Genomic DNA, 15,193 nt, shown 5'->3' with positions numbered 1-15,193 from the left:
GCGCGGTGAAGATGCTTCACTGCCCTCTGCATGGCGTTCTGGTTGCGTAAAACCCGCCGCGTTGCAATGCGCTGCCGTAGGTTTGTCCCGGCTTGCGGCCTTTCCGTACAAGCCCAACCTCCTCCACCCAAAATTCCCGCATGAACTCCCGCATCGAACACGACTTTCTGGGCGAGCGCAGCCTGCCCGATACCGCCTACTACGGCATCCAGACGCTGCGCGCCCTCGAAAACTTCGCCATTACTGGCATCCCCATCAAAGCCGAGCCGCTGTTTGTGCAGGCCCTGGCCTATGTAAAAAAAGGCGCCGCCCTGGCCAACAAAGACCTGGGCGTGCTGCCCGCCAACATTGCCGACGCCATTGCCGCTGCCTGCGACCGGGTGGCCACCGGCGAGTTCGACAACCAGTTCCTCACCGACATGATTCAGGGCGGCGCCGGCACGTCGGTGAACATGAACGCCAACGAGGTCATTGCCAACGTGGCCCTCGAAATGATGGGCCACCAGAAGGGCGAGTACCAGTACTGCCACCCCAACAACCACGTCAACTGCTCGCAGAGCACCAACGACGCCTACCCCACTGCCTTCCGCATCGCCCTCAACAACAAGCTGGTGGGCTACCGCGAAACTCTGGTGGCCCTGGCCGACGCCTTCGCCCAAAAAGCTGAGGAATTCCGCGACATTCTCAAAATGGGGCGCACCCAGCTGCAGGACGCCGTGCCCATGAGCATGGGCGACGAGTTCCGGGCTTTCGCCACCAACCTGCGCGAGGAGCTGCTGCGCATCGACGACTCGCGCCGCTTGATTGACGAAATCAACATGGGTGCCACCGCCATTGGCTCGCGCGTGAACGCCCCCACCGGCTACCCCGAGCTCGTAACCGAGCACCTGCGCCGCATCACGGGCCTCAACCTGAGTTTGGCCGGCGACTTGTTCGAGGCCACTTACGACACCGGCGCCTACGTGCAACTCTCGGGCGTGCTGAAGCGCACGGCCGTGAAGCTGAGCAAAATCTGCAACGACCTGCGTCTGCTCTCGTCGGGGCCGCGTACGGGCATCAACGAAATCAACCTGCCGCCCTTGCAGCCGGGCTCCAGCATCATGCCCGGCAAGGTGAACCCCGTGGTGCCCGAGGTGGTGAACCAGACGGCGTTTTACGTCATCGGGGCCGACCTCACGGTGACCATGGCCGCCGAAGCCGGCCAGCTCCAGCTCAACGTGATGGAGCCGGTTATCAGCTTCGCGCTGTTCACCTCGATTTCCTACATGACCAACGCCTGCCGCACCCTGCGCGACAAGTGCGTCATCGGCATCACGGCCAACAAGTACCACGCCGAAAACCTGGTGCGCAACAGCATCGGCATCGTCACGCAGCTCAACCCGCTAATCGGTTACGAAGCCTCGGCCGAAATCGCCAAGGAGGCGCTAAAAACCGGCAAGTCGGTACACGACATTGCGGTGGTTGAACGCGGGCTGCTGACGCAGCAAAAGTGGGACGAGATTTTCACGTTTGAGAACCTGATTCGTCCGGTGTTTAAGCAGTAGCGCCGCCTAGCTTTAAAAGCGTCATGCTGAGCGCAGCCGAAGCATCTCTACCGCAAGAGTAAATAAATTACTTGCGCGGTAGAGATGCTTCGGCTGCGCTCAGCATGACGTTCTGGCTTTTGTTCTTTATTCCGCCATTCCCGCCCTATGCGTTCCCTCCTACTCCTCGCCTGCCTGCTGCTCGCTACTTCCGCCGCTCACGCCGCCCGGGTCGACACCCTCAGCATTCCCAGCGCGGCCATGCAAAAAACCTACCGCGCCGCCGTGGTGCTGCCCGCCTCCTACGCCAAGAACAAAAAGGCCAATTACCCCGTGCTCTACCTGCTGCACGGGGCCTGGGGCCACTTCAATAACTGGCTGAGCAAGACGCCCGACAAGCAACTGCTGCACCGCCTCGCCGACCAGTACAACCTGATTATTGTGAACCCCGAGGGCGAAACCTTCAGCTTCTACCTCGACAGCCCGGTGAAGGCCGACAGCCAGTTCGAAACCTACCTCACTAAGGAAGTCATTCCGGCCATCGACCAAGCCTACCGCACCGTGCGCGACCGCAAGGGCCGCCTCATCACCGGCCTCTCAATGGGCGGCTTCGGAGCCATGTACCTCTCGGCCCGCCACCCCGACTTGTACGGCGCGGCCGGCAGCATGAGCGGCGCCCTGGAGCTGAGCAGCGCCAACCGTAAAGCCACGCCCGATGAAATTGCCTGGCGCAACAAGAACCTGACGCCCATCATCGGCTCGGAAGAGCAAAACCCCGCGTTTTTCAGCGCCAATTCCGTGGTGAACATGGCCGACCAGATTCACAAAAACGGCCTGCCTATCATTTTCGACTGCGGCGTGGACGACGGCCTCATCGAAATCAACCGCGAGATGCACCGCCGGCTGGTGTACAACCACACGCCGCATGACTACACCGAGCGCCCCGGCGCCCACACCTGGGAATACTGGCAAACGGCCCTGCCCTATCAGGTGCTTTTTTTTGGCCAGGTGCTAAAGGCCAACGGCGTGGCCGTGCCCTAAGCAAGGGGGTGCGTTAACAAAAAGGGGCAGGACCGGTTCTATGCCGCACCCTTTCCCAAAACATCCCTTATGAGATACCACCTGCTGGGCCGCACCGGCCTGAAAGTTTCCGAGCTTTGCCTCGGCACCATGACGTTTGGCGCCGTGGGCGGCCGCTTTGCCGCCATCAATGGCGTGGACCAGGCCGGGGCCGATGCGCTGATGAAACGCGCGGTGGAAGCCGGCATCAACTTCATCGACACGGCCAACATCTACACCGAAGGCCAGTCGGAAGAAATTACCGGCCAAGCCCTGCACAACCTCGGGCTGCGGCGCGATTCGCTCATTCTGGCCACCAAGGTGCGCGGCAAAATGGGCGACGGCCCCAACGACGCCGGCCTTACCCGCCAGCACATCATGGCCCAGGTAGAGGGTTCGCTCAAGCGCCTCAAGACCGACTACATCGACCTCTACCAAACCCATTCCTACGACCCGCTCACGCCCTTGGAGGAAACCCTGCGCGCCCTCGACGACCTCGTGCGCCAGGGCAAGGTGCGCTACATCGGGGCCAGCAACGTGGCCGCCTGGCAGCTGATGAAGGCCCTCGGCATCTCGGAGCGCCAGCACCTGGAGCGCTACCAGAGCCTGCAGGCCTACTACACCATCGCGGGGCGCGACCTGGAACGTGAGCTGGTGCCCCTGCTCCAGGACCAGCAGCTGGGCCTAATGGTGTGGAGCCCTCTGGCCGGCGGTTTCCTATCGGGCAAGTACACCCGCGAAAACCCCACCGGCGAAGGCCGTCGTAGCAATTTTGACTTCCCGCCCGTGAACAAGGAGCTAGCCTTCGACATCATTGACCGGCTACGCCCCATGGCCGAGGCCAAAAACACGACCGTGGCCGCCCTGGCGCTGGCTTGGCTGCTGCACCAGCCGGTGGTGAGCACCGTCATTATTGGCGCCAAAAAGATGGACCAGCTCGAAGACAACCTCAAGGCGGTTGACGTTCAGCTCACCCCCGACGAGCTCAAGCAACTGGACGAAGTGAGCAAGCTCGCGCCCGAATACCCTGGCTGGATGCTAACCATGACCGGCGCCGACCGGCAGGCATAATCTCTGGCCAGCAAGAAAAAAGGCTCCCTGAATAATCAGGGAGCCTTTTTCTTGCCTCATAGTGTGCAGCCTGCGCCCGTCCATGTTTTGCGCTGGCCCACCCGGTTCAACGATGGCCCGCCTCCGTGTCGTTCTGCCTTACCGATGCGCTACGCTGTCGTGTATGATATCTTCGCCTTCATGCACATTTCGGCTTATTTCTCCCCCTTGGCACTGGTGGCCCTGCTGGCCTGCTCGCAGCAGTCGCCCGAATCGGCCACCACGCGCGTTTCCCAGGCACCGGCCGCCCAGACGCCGGCCAACAGCCCCTTTCCCGAAACCTTCGAAGCGGGCAGCAAAGGCTCCTATGAAGAAGCCGATGAGCCGCTGGCTACCGGTCTGTGGCACTTCCAGGATGCCCTCATCGGCAGTAGTGCGCAAGACCACAAGAACGGGGCCCGCGCGGTGCGTTTGCGCAATTTGGGCCGCATCTCCATGCGTTTCAACGCGGTGGCGGGCGTGCGACGCATCACCATCTCGGCGGCGGCCTATGGCCAGGACGGGCCCAGCACCTGGGAACTGTGGCTGAGCCGCGACGGGGGCCGCACTTATTCTCGCACGGGTTCGCCCATCACCACAAGCGGCCCCAAGCTGGTGCCCCACGTTTTCGCGGGCCTGGCCAATGAGCCCCTGCGCCTGGAAATTCGCAAAACCAGCGGCCCCAATAACCGGCTCGACCTCGACGACATTGTGCTCGAAACCGCTACCGGCGCTGCCGTGGCGGTGGGCGCGGGCGTGACTGGCGGCTATTTCGAAAACCGCAACCAGGCACCGACTTCCTCTACTCAAAACCCAATGCCCAACGCCCCCGCCCAGCAGCCCGCGGCCGGCACGGGCACCGGCGTGGCACAAGACCCCAACGACGCCAACCTGGCCTTGGGCAACCCCAGCGGCGCCACCTCCGACCCCGCCAACGCCACCAACTACCTCCTGGTGCACCCCGAATTTACCATCGGCTACAACGCCAACCGCGGCATTCCTACCTGGGTGAGTTGGCACATCGACAAGGCCGACCTTGGCGAAGCCCCGCGCCAGAACAACTTCCGGCCTGACGCGGCCCTGCCCCGTCAGTTCTACCAGGTAACGCCCGCCAGCTACGCCCGCTCCGGCTTCGACAAGGGGCATAACTGCCCCAGCGGCGACCGCACCGCCGACCTCGACGCCAACGCCAATACCTTCCTGATGACCAACATGGTGCCCCAGGCGCCTAAAAACAACCAGCAAGCCTGGGCCCACCTCGAAGAATACGGCCGCAGCCAAGTGCAGCGCGGACAGGAAATCTACGTCATCATGGGCAGCTACGGGCGTGGCGGCACCGGCGCCAACGGCTTCGCCCAGACCCTCGACCAGGGCCGCGTGACCGTGCCCGCCCGCATCTGGAAAGTCATGGTCATCCTGCCCGACGGCACCAACGACCTGCAACGCATCGCCACCGACCCCAGCGTGCGCGTGCTGGCCGTCGACACGCCCAACGACAACGGCATCAGCCCCGACTGGCGGCAGTACCTGACTTCCGTCGATAAAATCGAAGCCGCTTCGGGCCTTGATTTGCTTTCAGCTCTGCCCCGCCCCGTGCAGGCCCGCCTGCAAAAGCTGGTCGACAGCGGCCGCGCCGAGTAACTCAGAACCGCCGCGTGAGCGACAGCCCGCTGCCCCCGGCCGGCCCGGGAAAATTCACCACGCCCACGGTCGTTTTTTGCTGCGCCGCATTGCGGTGGCTGATGAGGTTCCAGGCACTCAGGGCCAAGGTGGCGGTGCCCAGGCCGATGTTGAGGTAGGATATGTTGCGCTCGGTACCATAGGTGGTGACCCGGCTCCAGTTAATGCCCTGTTCGTCGTTGGGCAGGCGCAGAGCACCAGTCAGCAGTTGGCCGGTGCCGCTCAGGATGCCAGCGTAAGCCGCGCCTTTGCCTCCCGTGGGGCGGTTGAACTGGCTGGCGTTGGCGGCGCCCAGCATCACATTCACGCCGCTCCAAAGGGCCGAGCCCACGGCGTAGGATTTCACGTCGGCCTCGGTGGGCGGCGGGGGGCCGTAGGTGGGCTGAATAAGGGCGCATTCGGCCCGGGTCAGGCCCGAGGTCTTCACCCAGTCGGCCAGCACAGGGGTGCGCATGTCGGCAATCAGGTCGTACTGATGGGCGTCGTTGATGCGCTCGGCGGCCGGGCGGCCGGCGGTTTCGGCCACCAAATAGCCCACGGCGCACAAGCGGCCGTCGCGGTCGATGAAGCAGGGGCGCCGGCCCTCGGGGTGGTCGTAATTGCGCGGAAACACGCCGGCCACCCAGTACCGATGCAGCAGGTCGAGCAAGTGGGCGCGCCGCTGGGTCAGTTCGGGGCTGAGGCCGGCGGTGGGGCGCTGGCGTAGCTGCCGTTCGGCGTAAGCCAGGTGGGCTTGCACGCGGGCATCGTCATTGGTGGCAGCGGTGGGCGCTTGGCCTGTGGCGGCCACGTAGCCGGCGTTGCCCACCAGCACGTTCACCTGGTCGGCGGCGAGGGGTTGGGGGGGCTGCTGGTTGCAGGCGTTCAAGCCAAAGCCGACGAACAGGAACAGGAATAATTTTTTCATAAAGCGGAAAGGGTAAAAGCAGAAATTTGTTGTTTTCTGCCTGACCGGCCTTCCGCCCCAATCGTTGCACCGTTCATGGCTGGCAGCATCCTTTGCTACACAGTTGCCTCAATATTCAGGGAGAGCCCTTCTACCGCTGCTTGCCTGCCGCCAGAAAGCGGCTCACTTCGCTCACATACTTATCGCCAAAATAGGCTTCGCTCAGCACCACCATGCCCTGCAGATGCGCGCCCTCGTAAGCCAGCACCTGCCGCCGTTGGCGGCGCCGGGCGTCGCGCACCACCGCCACCGAATCGACCAGGGGCGTGTGCTTATCCGCTGTGCCGCCAATCAGCAGCCACGGGCACCGCACACGGGGCGCGAATTGGGAGTAAGCGGCTGCTTCGGCCGGCAGGCTCACCACCTTTTGCCGGCTTTGCAGCTGGTAGGCCACCAAGCGTTGCGGGCTCGCCACGTAGCCTTCCGTCACCAGAAAGTCGCAGTGTGGGGCCGTGGCCGCCACCTCGCTGGCCATCATGGTGCCCATCGAAAACGCTATGATACCCGTCCGGTTGCGCGGGTAGCGCCGCCGGGCGTCGGCCAGCGCCGTGCCCAAATCCACCGCGAACTCGTGGTAATAAAGCTGCTCGGTATCGATGGCGAAGTCGGCGCTGTGGCCAAAGCCGCGGTAGTCGAACAGATACACCCGGTAGCCGGCAGCCGTCAGGGCCCGCGCTTGGTGCAGTTCGTTCGACATGTTACCGAAGTCGCCGTAGGCCACTACCATTGTGGTGTGGCGGTCGGGCACATCGATAGCGGGTTCAATCAGCCAACCGGTGAGCTGCACGCGGTCGGGCGTGGTCAGGGCCACGGTTTGGTAGCGCATACCCAGCGAATCGGGGGTGGCCAGCCACTCACGGCTGGGCTTCAGGGCCCAGGCAAAGGCAGTTTGCAGGAACAGGAACGTGAGGAGTACAAAACGCTGCATAAAGGCAACCATCAGAGCCAGGACGACGCGGCTGGCACCACAAGCCAACCGCCTTCGTTCACAGACCCCGCTTTCATGCAACCGTTGCACCCCTACGGCTTTGAATAAGTGTAGGGCTCTCCTTTCCAGTTCTTCGGTACGGGCCGCCGGCCGGCCAAATCAAAAGAGCGCACAGACGGCCGCAGGTACTTGCCGTCTCGCAGGTACCAGCGCTCTACAAAGGAAGTATCCGATTCGACGCCGGACCGGAAATTCACGAGCCTGGTTTCCAGCACCGAATCGCCGTTGAGTACTACCGGCTGCGTCAGCACATCAGCGCTCAGCGTCCCAGCCGGGTAATAGAGGCGTTCGTGGCCGGTGGTCCAGCGGCCTTTCAATTGGTAGTCGGCGTCGGCCAGCAGTCCGCCGTGCTCATCGAACTGTTGCCAATGGCCCAGCTTCGTGAATTTGTACTTGCCTTTGGCGGCCGGCTCCACACGCAATTTTCCCTGCCAATACACCTGCTTCGGAAAAAAGCGCCAATACGAAACGTGCATTTTCTCGAGGGCTTGCCCGGCGGCCAACTGCTGTTTTTCGGCTGCAGTGAGGTGACTGCGGTAGTCCGACAGCTCAAACGCCTGCGGAACGCAACCGCTCAGCCAAAGCAAGCCTCCCCAGGCCGCGGTGCGTAACTTCATGAAAACAGCAGCTATCAGGTAGTCAATCCAAATTCTCAGGCAACGGCAGCACCGTTGTTTCGGTGCTGGCTTAGGTTTCCGTCAGCACGGTTTTGAAGCCGGCCAGCGTGCCGTCCATGGTGCGGCCCAGGGCGTAGGCATGAATTTGCGGGCCCTTGCCCACGCGGTACACCTGGGCTCCGTCCAGTTCCTGCTTCATATACATCTGCAGGGCCTTGTAGCGGTTCGCCAAAGCCACGTCGTTCAGCACGCCATCGTCGGCCGTGTGGTTGCGCAGGAACTGGGTGAGTTCCACGGTTTCTACTTTGGCATCGGCCGGCTCGCCCAGCAGCTTGAGCAGCGCGGCGTTGCTCAGCTCGCCGCCGGGCGCGGCGTAGGCTACGGCTTCGAGCGGCGCGTCCGACTCGCTTAGGAAGTGCAGGCCGGCCACTTGCTTTTGCAGCTCCGGTGGCACGGGAGCGCCGCCACCTTTTGTGGTGCCTTTGGCCTCCTCCAGCCCGCTGCCGCCGTCCACTTTGGCGGCAATGGCGGTGGCCAGCTCCTGCATGCGCGCCTCGGGCACCTTGATTTTAGGGTTGGTGAAGTTGATGTCCTGCACCGTTTGCATCGGAATCAGGTGGATGTGGGCGTGCGGCACTTCCAGCCCAATCACGGCTACGCCCACGCGCTTGCAGGGCACGGCGGCTTTCAGCCCCTTGGCCACGCGCTGGGCAAACACGTGCAGCGCGGCCAGCTCATCGGCGGGCAGGTCGAAGATGTAATCGACTTCCTTTTTGGGAATCACAAGCACGTGGCCTTCCACCAAGGGCGTGATGTCGAGAAAAGCCAGGTGGCGGCCGTCCTCGGCCACTTTATAGGCCGGCAATTCGCCGGATACGATGCGGGAGAAAATCGAAGGCATGGGCGGGTTAGTTGTCAGTTGCTCGTTGTCAGTTTTTAGGTCGCTGCTGCAAATAAACGAGAACCTGCGGCCCGGCGTCCGCCCTCGCCCGAAAAGAAAAAGGGCAGCACCTCGCGGCGCTGCCCTAACAACTGACAACGAGCAGCTGACAACTAGCGCGAAATCTCCAGAATCTCGAACTGCAGCTTGCCGGCGGGCACGGTGATTTCGGCAGTATCGCCGGCCGATTTGCCCAGCAGGCCCTTGCCGATAGGCGACTTCACCGAGATTTTGCCGGCGGCCAGGTTGGCTTCTTCCTCGGCCACCAGGGTATAGTTCAACACCATGTTGTTTTTCAGGTTTTTCAGCTTCACCTTGCTCATGATGAGCACCTTGCTGAAATCCATGTTGGTTTCGTCGATGAGGCGGGCGTTGCCCACCACTTCTTCGAGCTTGGCAATTTTGAGCTCCAGCAGGCCCTGGGCGTCCTTGGCGGCGTCGTATTCGGCGTTCTCACTCAGGTCGCCTTTGTCGCGGGCTTCGCGCAGGTCTTCGGCAGCCTTGGCCCGGCCCCGGATTTTGAGGTCCTGGAGTTCGTCCTTCAGTTTTTGCAGGCCTTCGGCGGTGTAATAATTGATGGTGCTGGCCATGGGAATTGGTACTTGACGGTTTGGCTAAAAAGCAAGGAGAACGGCTGGCACTGCCAACCGTTCTCCCTTCTTAGGTTCGAGACAAAGATACGCAAAACGAATTAGCTCCCCGCTACTCCGCTTGGCTCCCCGGCCCGAAAGGCCCGAATTTTCTCCACCAGCACTTCATTGATGCGTCGGTAGCTCTCGTGCGTCCAGCCGCCCACGTGTGGCGTCAGCACCACATTCGGCGCTTGGCGCAGGAAATCAAAGTTGGCCCGCTGGCTTGGCGTCAGAGTGTTCAGCTTTTCATTGTCAAGCACATCAAGGGCCGCTCCCCGCACCCTCCCAGCTTGCAGCGCCCCCACCAGCGCGGTGTGGTCCAGCACTTCGCCCCGCGCCGTGTTCAGCAGCCACAGGGGCCGCGCAAAGTCAGCCAGCAGTGCCTCGCCCACAAAATGGTGGTTGGCTTTTGAGTACGGAATGTGCAGACTCAGCACGTCGGCGCGGGCCTGCAGCTCGGCCAGGGTCACCAGCTCGGCATTGCCGTCGGGTAAGATGTCCGCATCGATGTCATGCGCCAGCACCGTGCAGCCAAAGGCGCCCAGTCGCCGCGCAAACGCCCGCCCCATGTGCCCGTAGCCGAGCAAACCTATGATTTTGCCGCCCACTTCCTCGCCTCGGTTGGCCTCACGGTGCCACTCGCCGCGCCGCACTTCGCCGTCGGCCCGCACGATGTTGCGAAATAGCGCCAGCAGCAACCCCACCGCAAACTCGCCCACCGCGTCGCGGTTGCCCTCGGGCGCGTTAAGCAGCGCCACACCGGCCGCGGCCATGGCGGCTTCGTCAATATTGTCGGTGCCGGCGCCGGCCCGGGCCACGTAGCGCAGCTGCGGGCCGCGGGCCAGCAGGTCGGCCGTCACGCGCAGCTTGCTGCGCACCACCAGGCCTTCGTAAGGCCGGGCCGCCAGCGCGACGGGAATTTCGGCGGCCGTTAGGTTCGGCTGGTAGTCGGCCGCCACGCCAATTTCGGTCAGCAGGGGCAGCAGCGAGGGGTGCATTTCGTCGACGACGAGGCAGAGGCTCATGGGCGGGACTTACTTGGCCGGGGAAGTTTCGGTGAAGTCGGCAGCGGCCAGCGGCATGGCCTGCACCGAAGTAGCTTCGCTCACCATCGAATACCCCTGCTTGCGGTTGGTCACCACGAATTTCAGCGGCAGCGCGCCGTTGCTGGCTTTCAGGTAGGTGGCCCAGTCGCCCATCTGGTGCTTGGCGTAAGGTGCGGGGTTTACGCGCACTTTGGGCGAGAAATAATACACCGTGGTGTTGCCGTCCGAATCAATCTGCAGGCTTTGGCAGGCATAACCCGCAATAATGGCCTTCTCGGGCAGGGGCTTCACCACCGCGCCTGGTGTGCCGGGGTTGGCGTCCATCACCGTGGGCGTGCCGTTCATAAAGAACTGAAACTTGTTGGTGCTGCCATTGTACAGCTCCAGAATCTGCTTCTTTTCAGTGTAGGCCTTGTAATTATCCCCGCTGATGTAATACAGGTTTTCATTGCCGAGCACGGGGCTGAGCTTATCGGTGATGTCCTGCCCGTCCAGTGTAGCAAACGAATTGTGGTACACAATTTTACCGCTAAACCACGGCCCATCGGCGGCCATCGTGAAGGAACACAGCAGCACAGCGGCAGCAAGTAGCGTTTTTTTCATTGTCGAATCAAAAGTGAATGGGGATTTTAAAAAAACACGTCCTTATTCCGCTACGTCGCTGTCATCCAGCTCCGGCAGCGCCGTGCCGCCAGCCATGTGCTGGGCCACGTGCCGCGTGAGGCCCACAAACTCGGCCACGCCCAGCGTTTCGGCGCGGCGGTCGAAAATAGGGTCGGTGGTGGCCTCAGCCGGCATACCGAAGGGTTTCAGGGCGTTGCGCAGCGTCTTGCGACGCGTCTGGAACGCCTGCTTCACCACCCGGAAAAACAGCTTTTCGTCGCAGTCCAGTTGCTGCACGTCGTTGCGGGTGAGGCGCACCACGGCCGAATCAACCTTGGGCGGCGGGTTGAACACGTGCGGCGGCACCGTAAACAGGTACTCAATTTTGTAATAAGCTTGGAGCAGCACGCTCAGAATGCCGTAGGTTTTCGAACCGGGCGGCTCGGCCAGACGCTCGGCCACTTCCTTCTGAATCATGCCCACCACCTCGCGCACCTGCTGCCGGTTGTTGAGCACGGCAAAGAAAATCTGACTGCTGATGTTGTAGGGGAAGTTGCCGATAATGGCCAGCGGCTGCCCCGGAAACAGCTCGCCGAGGTTCTGCTTGAGAAAATCGGTGGCATAAATGCGGCCGTCCAGCGCGGGGTAATGCTCCCTCAAATAGGCTACCGACTCGGTATCGATTTCCACCACACTGGTCTGGTATGCGGGGTTTTCGAGCAGGTATTGGGTGAGCACGCCCATACCAGGGCCTATTTCCAGCACCGTGCGCACGGCGTCGGGAAGCTGCAGGGCGCCCACGATGCGGCGGGCAATGTTGGGGTCGGCCAGAAAGTGCTGGCCCAGGTGTTTTTTCGGACGTACCACGGCAAAGCGCGGCCGCGGCTAGGGGCGCGGCAGCCCGGCAAAGGTAGCAGCCCCGCCGGCCGGGCCGTGATAACCTTCTGCCCGGCATTCGGCTTTTACGCCGCGCCAGCTGTATCTTTCAAGAGTCATGCCCGCCGACGCCAACGCTACCCCCGTCACCTGCACCGCCGGCCCGCCGCATAAGGCAACGCCGCCTAACATCCTGTTTCCCATCTTCCTAAAACTGGAAAGCATGCGGGTGCTGCTGGTAGGTGGCGGCTCCGTGGCCCTGCAACAACTCGGCGCCATTCTGAGCAACAGCCCGGCCGCGGCTGTTACAGTGGTCGCCCCTGATATCTTGCCCGCCCTGCGCGAACTCGCCGACCAGCATACGTCGGTACAGTTGCATCAGCGCCCCTTTCAGGATGCCGACCTCGACGGCCACGACCTCCTGTTCCTAGCCACCAACGACCCGGCCCTGCACCGCTACATTGGTGCGGCCGCGGTCCAGCGCCACCTGCTCACCCACGTGGCCGACGCGCCCGATTTGTGCAGTTTCTGCCTACCAGCAGTGGTGCCGACAGAAGACGACCGAGTTGCCCGGTATCCCAACCGCACCCTAGCCTACGAAACGCCCGCCACGGCTTACTGGCGGAGGGTGGCTACAGGGGCGCTTGCCACATTCGCGCTGTTCATTTTCATCAACATCCTCTCCTACTATTTCACCTGGCAGCAAGCCTGGGACCTGGCCCGCTCCTCGTCCACATTCTACACGTTCGTGGCCGTGGGCTTCGTGGCGCAGCTCATCGATGGCATGCTGGGCATGGGCTACGGCGTGGTGTCGGCCATCAGCCTGATGTCGCTGGGGTTGAGTCCGGTGTCGGTGAGTGCCAGCATTCACACGGCCGAGATGTTTGCCAGCGGCGCCTCGGGCTACCAGCACTACCGCTTTGGGAACGTTAACAAAAAGCTGTTTCGGGTGCTGCTCCTGCCTGGCATTGCGGGCTCCATCGGGGGGGCGTATCTGCTCTCCCGCTTCGGCGAAGAATACGCCAACTGGGTGAAGCCCCTGCTGGCCGCGTACTTGCTTGTTCTGGGCTTGCGCATCCTGAGCAAAGCCCTGCGCCCCCAGCGCGACAAACGCCGCAAAGTAAAAAACGCCGGGTGGCTGGCCGGCGTGGGCGGCTTCCTCGATTCGTTTGGCGGCGGCGGCTGGGGTCCGCTCGTTACCAGCACCCTCATCACAACCGGCCGCACCCCGCGCTACGTCATCGGCACGGTGAGCCTGGTGGAGTTCTTCGTAACGTTTGCTAGTGCTTTCACCTTCTTCGCCATGAAAGGCCTGTCGCACTGGCAAATAGTGGCGGGGCTCATTGTGGGCGGGGTGGCGGCCGCGCCCCTGGCCGCCCGGCTGGCCGGCCGCATCCCCACCCGCTGGATGTTCGTGGGCGTGGGCCTGATGGTGATAGTTTGGAGCCTGTGGGCGCTGCGGAAGGTGGTTTTCTGAAACAGACAGGCCTCCCGCCGGGCACAAAATGTGCGGCTAGGATTTCTTTAATGCTGGGGGTGGGTGTCCCGCAAGTAAGGCGTTTATTCCTCCCTCCTACTTTTAACTGCCCCGGCGGCTACCTTCGCGGTCGTATTACCTCAGTCTTACCTGTCCATGCCCCTCGCTCTTGCCCATGCCGCCGCCGCGCCGGCTCAGTCCACGCAGGTATTCATTCTGCCCCACGGCACTACTAGCCTTCCCGCCGCGGCCGCTGGCGACCTGCCCGAAGCCGCCGCCCGCTACGTCGAAAAAGCCCTGGCCGACGACCAGAAGCTGGTGCATCTCAACCACTTCAGCCACCACCACTATTTCGTGGTGCTCGCCGACAAGCCTACCACCGCCCAGGTAGCCGAGCAGCTGCGCCGCGCCGGGCACACCCTACACGGGCAGCTGAAAGCCGAAAAGGTGGAAGAGGTTTTCATCGAAAACCACAGCGCCACTTCCAACGCCGCCCTGCTGCTGGCCGAAGGGCTGGCCCTGAGTGCCTACCAGTTTGAAGGCTACAAAACCGACGAAAAATCGCAGAAGCCGGCATCGCTGGCCCGGGTGTACGTGGTGGGTAATGGCGCCACAGTGGCCGAAATCACCGAGCTTGAAGGCTTGCTCGAAGGCGTGGAGTTTGCCCGCGACCTCGTCAACGCCCCGCTTAATAAGCTCAACGCCGTCCAGTTTGCCGAGCGCATGGCCGAAGCTGGCGACCGCGCCGGCTACACCACCGACATCCTCGACCTGGCCAAAATTGAAGCCCTGCGCATGGGCGGCCTGCTCGCTGTCAACCTCGGCTCGCCCGAGCCGCCCACTTTCAGCATCCTCGAGTACAAGCCCGAAAACGCCCAGAACGAGAAGCCCTACGTGCTGGTGGGCAAAGGCGTGGTGTTCGACACCGGCGGCCTGAGCCTCAAGCCCACGCCCAACAGCATGGACATGATGAAGTGCGACATGGCCGGTGGCGCGGCCGTGGCCGGCACGCTCTACGCCCTGGCCAAAAACCAAGTGCCCCTGCACGTCATTGGCCTCGTGCCCGCCACCGACAACCGCCCCGGCGGCCTCGCCTACGCCCCCGGCGACGTCCTCACCATGCACTCCGGCCTCACCGTGGAGGTGCGCAACACCGACGCCGAAGGCCGCCTGCTGCTGGCCGATGCTCTCAGCTTCGCCAAGCGCTACGAGCCCGAGTTGGTCATCGACCTGGCCACCCTCACCGGCGCCGCCGTGCGCGCCCTCGGCACCGAGGCCAGCGCCTCGATGGGCACCGCCGAGCCCGCCACCCTGCAAAAGTTGGCCGAAGCCGGCTACGCCGTGCACGAGCGCCTCGTGGAGTTTCCCCTCTGGGACGAATACGCCGACCACATCAAGTCCGATATTGCCGACATCAACAACCTCGGCAAGGGCGAAGCCGGCCACATCTCGGCCGCCAAGTTCTTGGAGCGCTTCGCCGTCGGCTACCCCTGGATTCACCTCGACATTGCCGGCCCGGCCTACCTCACCGCCCCCGAGAGCTACCGCGGCAAGGGCGGCACCGGTGTGGGCGTGCGCCTGCTGTATGAGTTCCTGACCAAGCAGTTGGCCTAGTAAATCGTTGTCATGCTGACGAAGGAAGCATCTTATCACGGTTGCTTTTGTCAGAATTAACCTACCCTGAGGGCGCGATTTGGATAAGGTCCTTCGCTTCGCT

General features: G+C 62.8%; 14 protein-coding genes. 6 read left to right on the top strand and 8 right to left on the bottom strand.

The annotated features are described in order from the left end of the window. Positions 1-140: 140 nt before the first annotated feature. The 4 genes from aspA (at position 141) to I2I01_RS00545 (ending at position 5,312) form a co-directional block, all read left to right on the top strand. Complete coding sequence (aspA, locus tag I2I01_RS00560; RefSeq protein ID WP_196284479.1) at positions 141-1,544, top strand: aspartate ammonia-lyase; 1,404 nt, start codon at positions 141-143, stop codon at positions 1,542-1,544. Positions 1,545-1,691: 147 nt separating this feature from the next. After that, entirely contained in the window at positions 1,692-2,564 is an 873-nt protein-coding gene (locus tag I2I01_RS00555) for an alpha/beta hydrolase (protein WP_196284478.1), read from the top strand. A gap of 69 nt (positions 2,565-2,633) precedes the next feature. Further along, positions 2,634-3,653 carry an aldo/keto reductase gene (locus I2I01_RS00550; protein WP_196284477.1) on the top strand — a complete coding sequence of 340 codons (1,020 nt, stop codon included), beginning with the start codon at positions 2,634-2,636 and terminating at the stop codon, positions 3,651-3,653. 144 nt (positions 3,654-3,797) lie between these two features. Beyond that, the gene (locus I2I01_RS00545; RefSeq protein ID WP_196284476.1) at positions 3,798-5,312 is read left to right on the top strand and encodes a DNA/RNA non-specific endonuclease; all 1,515 of its coding nucleotides are present in this window, start codon (positions 3,798-3,800) and stop codon (positions 5,310-5,312) included. 1 nt (position 5,313) lies between these two features. Here I2I01_RS00545 and I2I01_RS00540 read toward each other — a convergent pair whose 3' ends face one another. The 8 genes from I2I01_RS00540 to rsmA form a co-directional block, all read right to left on the bottom strand. Further along, on the bottom strand, positions 5,314-6,258 hold the full coding sequence (locus I2I01_RS00540) for a hypothetical protein (protein WP_196284475.1): 945 nt from the start codon (positions 6,256-6,258) through the stop codon (positions 5,314-5,316). 130 nt (positions 6,259-6,388) lie between these two features. Next, complete coding sequence (locus I2I01_RS00535; protein WP_196284474.1) at positions 6,389-7,225, bottom strand: alpha/beta hydrolase family protein; 837 nt, start codon at positions 7,223-7,225, stop codon at positions 6,389-6,391. Positions 7,226-7,317: 92 nt separating this feature from the next. Further along, positions 7,318-7,902, bottom strand: coding sequence for a hypothetical protein (locus I2I01_RS00530; protein ID WP_196284473.1), 585 nt, complete (start codon positions 7,900-7,902; stop codon positions 7,318-7,320). Positions 7,903-7,972: 70 nt separating this feature from the next. After that, positions 7,973-8,803 (bottom strand): nuclease A inhibitor family protein, encoded by an 831-nt coding sequence (locus I2I01_RS23475; protein WP_196284472.1) that lies wholly within the window; start codon positions 8,801-8,803, stop codon positions 7,973-7,975. A gap of 152 nt (positions 8,804-8,955) precedes the next feature. Next, positions 8,956-9,432: a transcription elongation factor GreA gene (gene greA / locus I2I01_RS00520; RefSeq protein ID WP_196284471.1), complete on the bottom strand. Its 477-nt coding sequence runs from the start codon at positions 9,430-9,432 to the stop codon at positions 8,956-8,958. Between the two features lie 101 nt (positions 9,433-9,533). After that, positions 9,534-10,499 (bottom strand): NAD(P)-dependent oxidoreductase, encoded by a 966-nt coding sequence (locus I2I01_RS00515; RefSeq protein ID WP_196284470.1) that lies wholly within the window; start codon positions 10,497-10,499, stop codon positions 9,534-9,536. A gap of 9 nt (positions 10,500-10,508) precedes the next feature. Then, positions 10,509-11,123 (bottom strand): hypothetical protein, encoded by a 615-nt coding sequence (locus tag I2I01_RS00510; protein WP_196284469.1) that lies wholly within the window; start codon positions 11,121-11,123, stop codon positions 10,509-10,511. A gap of 42 nt (positions 11,124-11,165) precedes the next feature. Next, entirely contained in the window at positions 11,166-11,990 is an 825-nt protein-coding gene (gene rsmA, locus I2I01_RS00505; RefSeq protein WP_196284468.1) for a 16S rRNA (adenine(1518)-N(6)/adenine(1519)-N(6))-dimethyltransferase RsmA, read from the bottom strand. A gap of 127 nt (positions 11,991-12,117) precedes the next feature. Here rsmA and I2I01_RS00500 point away from each other — a divergent pair, with 127 nt between their 5' ends. Together I2I01_RS00500 and I2I01_RS00495 are read left to right on the top strand one after the other, a co-directional pair. Beyond that, the gene (locus I2I01_RS00500; protein ID WP_196284467.1) at positions 12,118-13,476 is read left to right on the top strand and encodes a TSUP family transporter; all 1,359 of its coding nucleotides are present in this window, start codon (positions 12,118-12,120) and stop codon (positions 13,474-13,476) included. Between the two features lie 156 nt (positions 13,477-13,632). Next, complete coding sequence (locus I2I01_RS00495) at positions 13,633-15,090, top strand: leucyl aminopeptidase family protein (protein ID WP_196284466.1); 1,458 nt, start codon at positions 13,633-13,635, stop codon at positions 15,088-15,090. Positions 15,091-15,193: the final 103 nt, after the last annotated feature.

This window comes from Hymenobacter properus, assembly GCF_015694735.1.
GTDB lineage: Bacteria > Bacteroidota > Bacteroidia > Cytophagales > Hymenobacteraceae > Hymenobacter > Hymenobacter properus.
Note: the sequence above shows the minus strand (reverse complement) of the source record. Positions and strands in the feature narration are given on the sequence as shown.

What these genes read in the sequence shown, in the direction of transcription:
- aspA (WP_196284479.1), top strand. Translation starts at nt 141, where the DNA reads ATGAACTCCCGCATCGAACACGACTTTCTGGGCGAGCGCAGCCTGCCC.
- I2I01_RS00555 (WP_196284478.1), top strand. Translation starts at nt 1,692, where the DNA reads ATGCGTTCCCTCCTACTCCTCGCCTGCCTGCTGCTCGCTACTTCCGCC.
- I2I01_RS00550 (WP_196284477.1), top strand. Translation starts at nt 2,634, where the DNA reads ATGAGATACCACCTGCTGGGCCGCACCGGCCTGAAAGTTTCCGAGCTT.
- I2I01_RS00545 (WP_196284476.1), top strand. Translation starts at nt 3,798, where the DNA reads ATGCGCTACGCTGTCGTGTATGATATCTTCGCCTTCATGCACATTTCG.
- I2I01_RS00540 (WP_196284475.1), bottom strand. Translation starts at nt 6,258, where the DNA reads ATGAAAAAATTATTCCTGTTCCTGTTCGTCGGCTTTGGCTTGAACGCC.
- I2I01_RS00535 (WP_196284474.1), bottom strand. Translation starts at nt 7,225, where the DNA reads ATGCAGCGTTTTGTACTCCTCACGTTCCTGTTCCTGCAAACTGCCTTT.
- I2I01_RS00530 (WP_196284473.1), bottom strand. Translation starts at nt 7,902, where the DNA reads ATGAAGTTACGCACCGCGGCCTGGGGAGGCTTGCTTTGGCTGAGCGGT.
- I2I01_RS23475 (WP_196284472.1), bottom strand. Translation starts at nt 8,803, where the DNA reads ATGCCTTCGATTTTCTCCCGCATCGTATCCGGCGAATTGCCGGCCTAT.
- greA (WP_196284471.1), bottom strand. Translation starts at nt 9,432, where the DNA reads ATGGCCAGCACCATCAATTATTACACCGCCGAAGGCCTGCAAAAACTG.
- I2I01_RS00515 (WP_196284470.1), bottom strand. Translation starts at nt 10,499, where the DNA reads ATGAGCCTCTGCCTCGTCGTCGACGAAATGCACCCCTCGCTGCTGCCC.
- I2I01_RS00510 (WP_196284469.1), bottom strand. Translation starts at nt 11,123, where the DNA reads ATGAAAAAAACGCTACTTGCTGCCGCTGTGCTGCTGTGTTCCTTCACG.
- I2I01_RS00500 (WP_196284467.1), top strand. Translation starts at nt 12,118, where the DNA reads ATGCCCGCCGACGCCAACGCTACCCCCGTCACCTGCACCGCCGGCCCG.
- I2I01_RS00495 (WP_196284466.1), top strand. Translation starts at nt 13,633, where the DNA reads ATGCCCCTCGCTCTTGCCCATGCCGCCGCCGCGCCGGCTCAGTCCACG.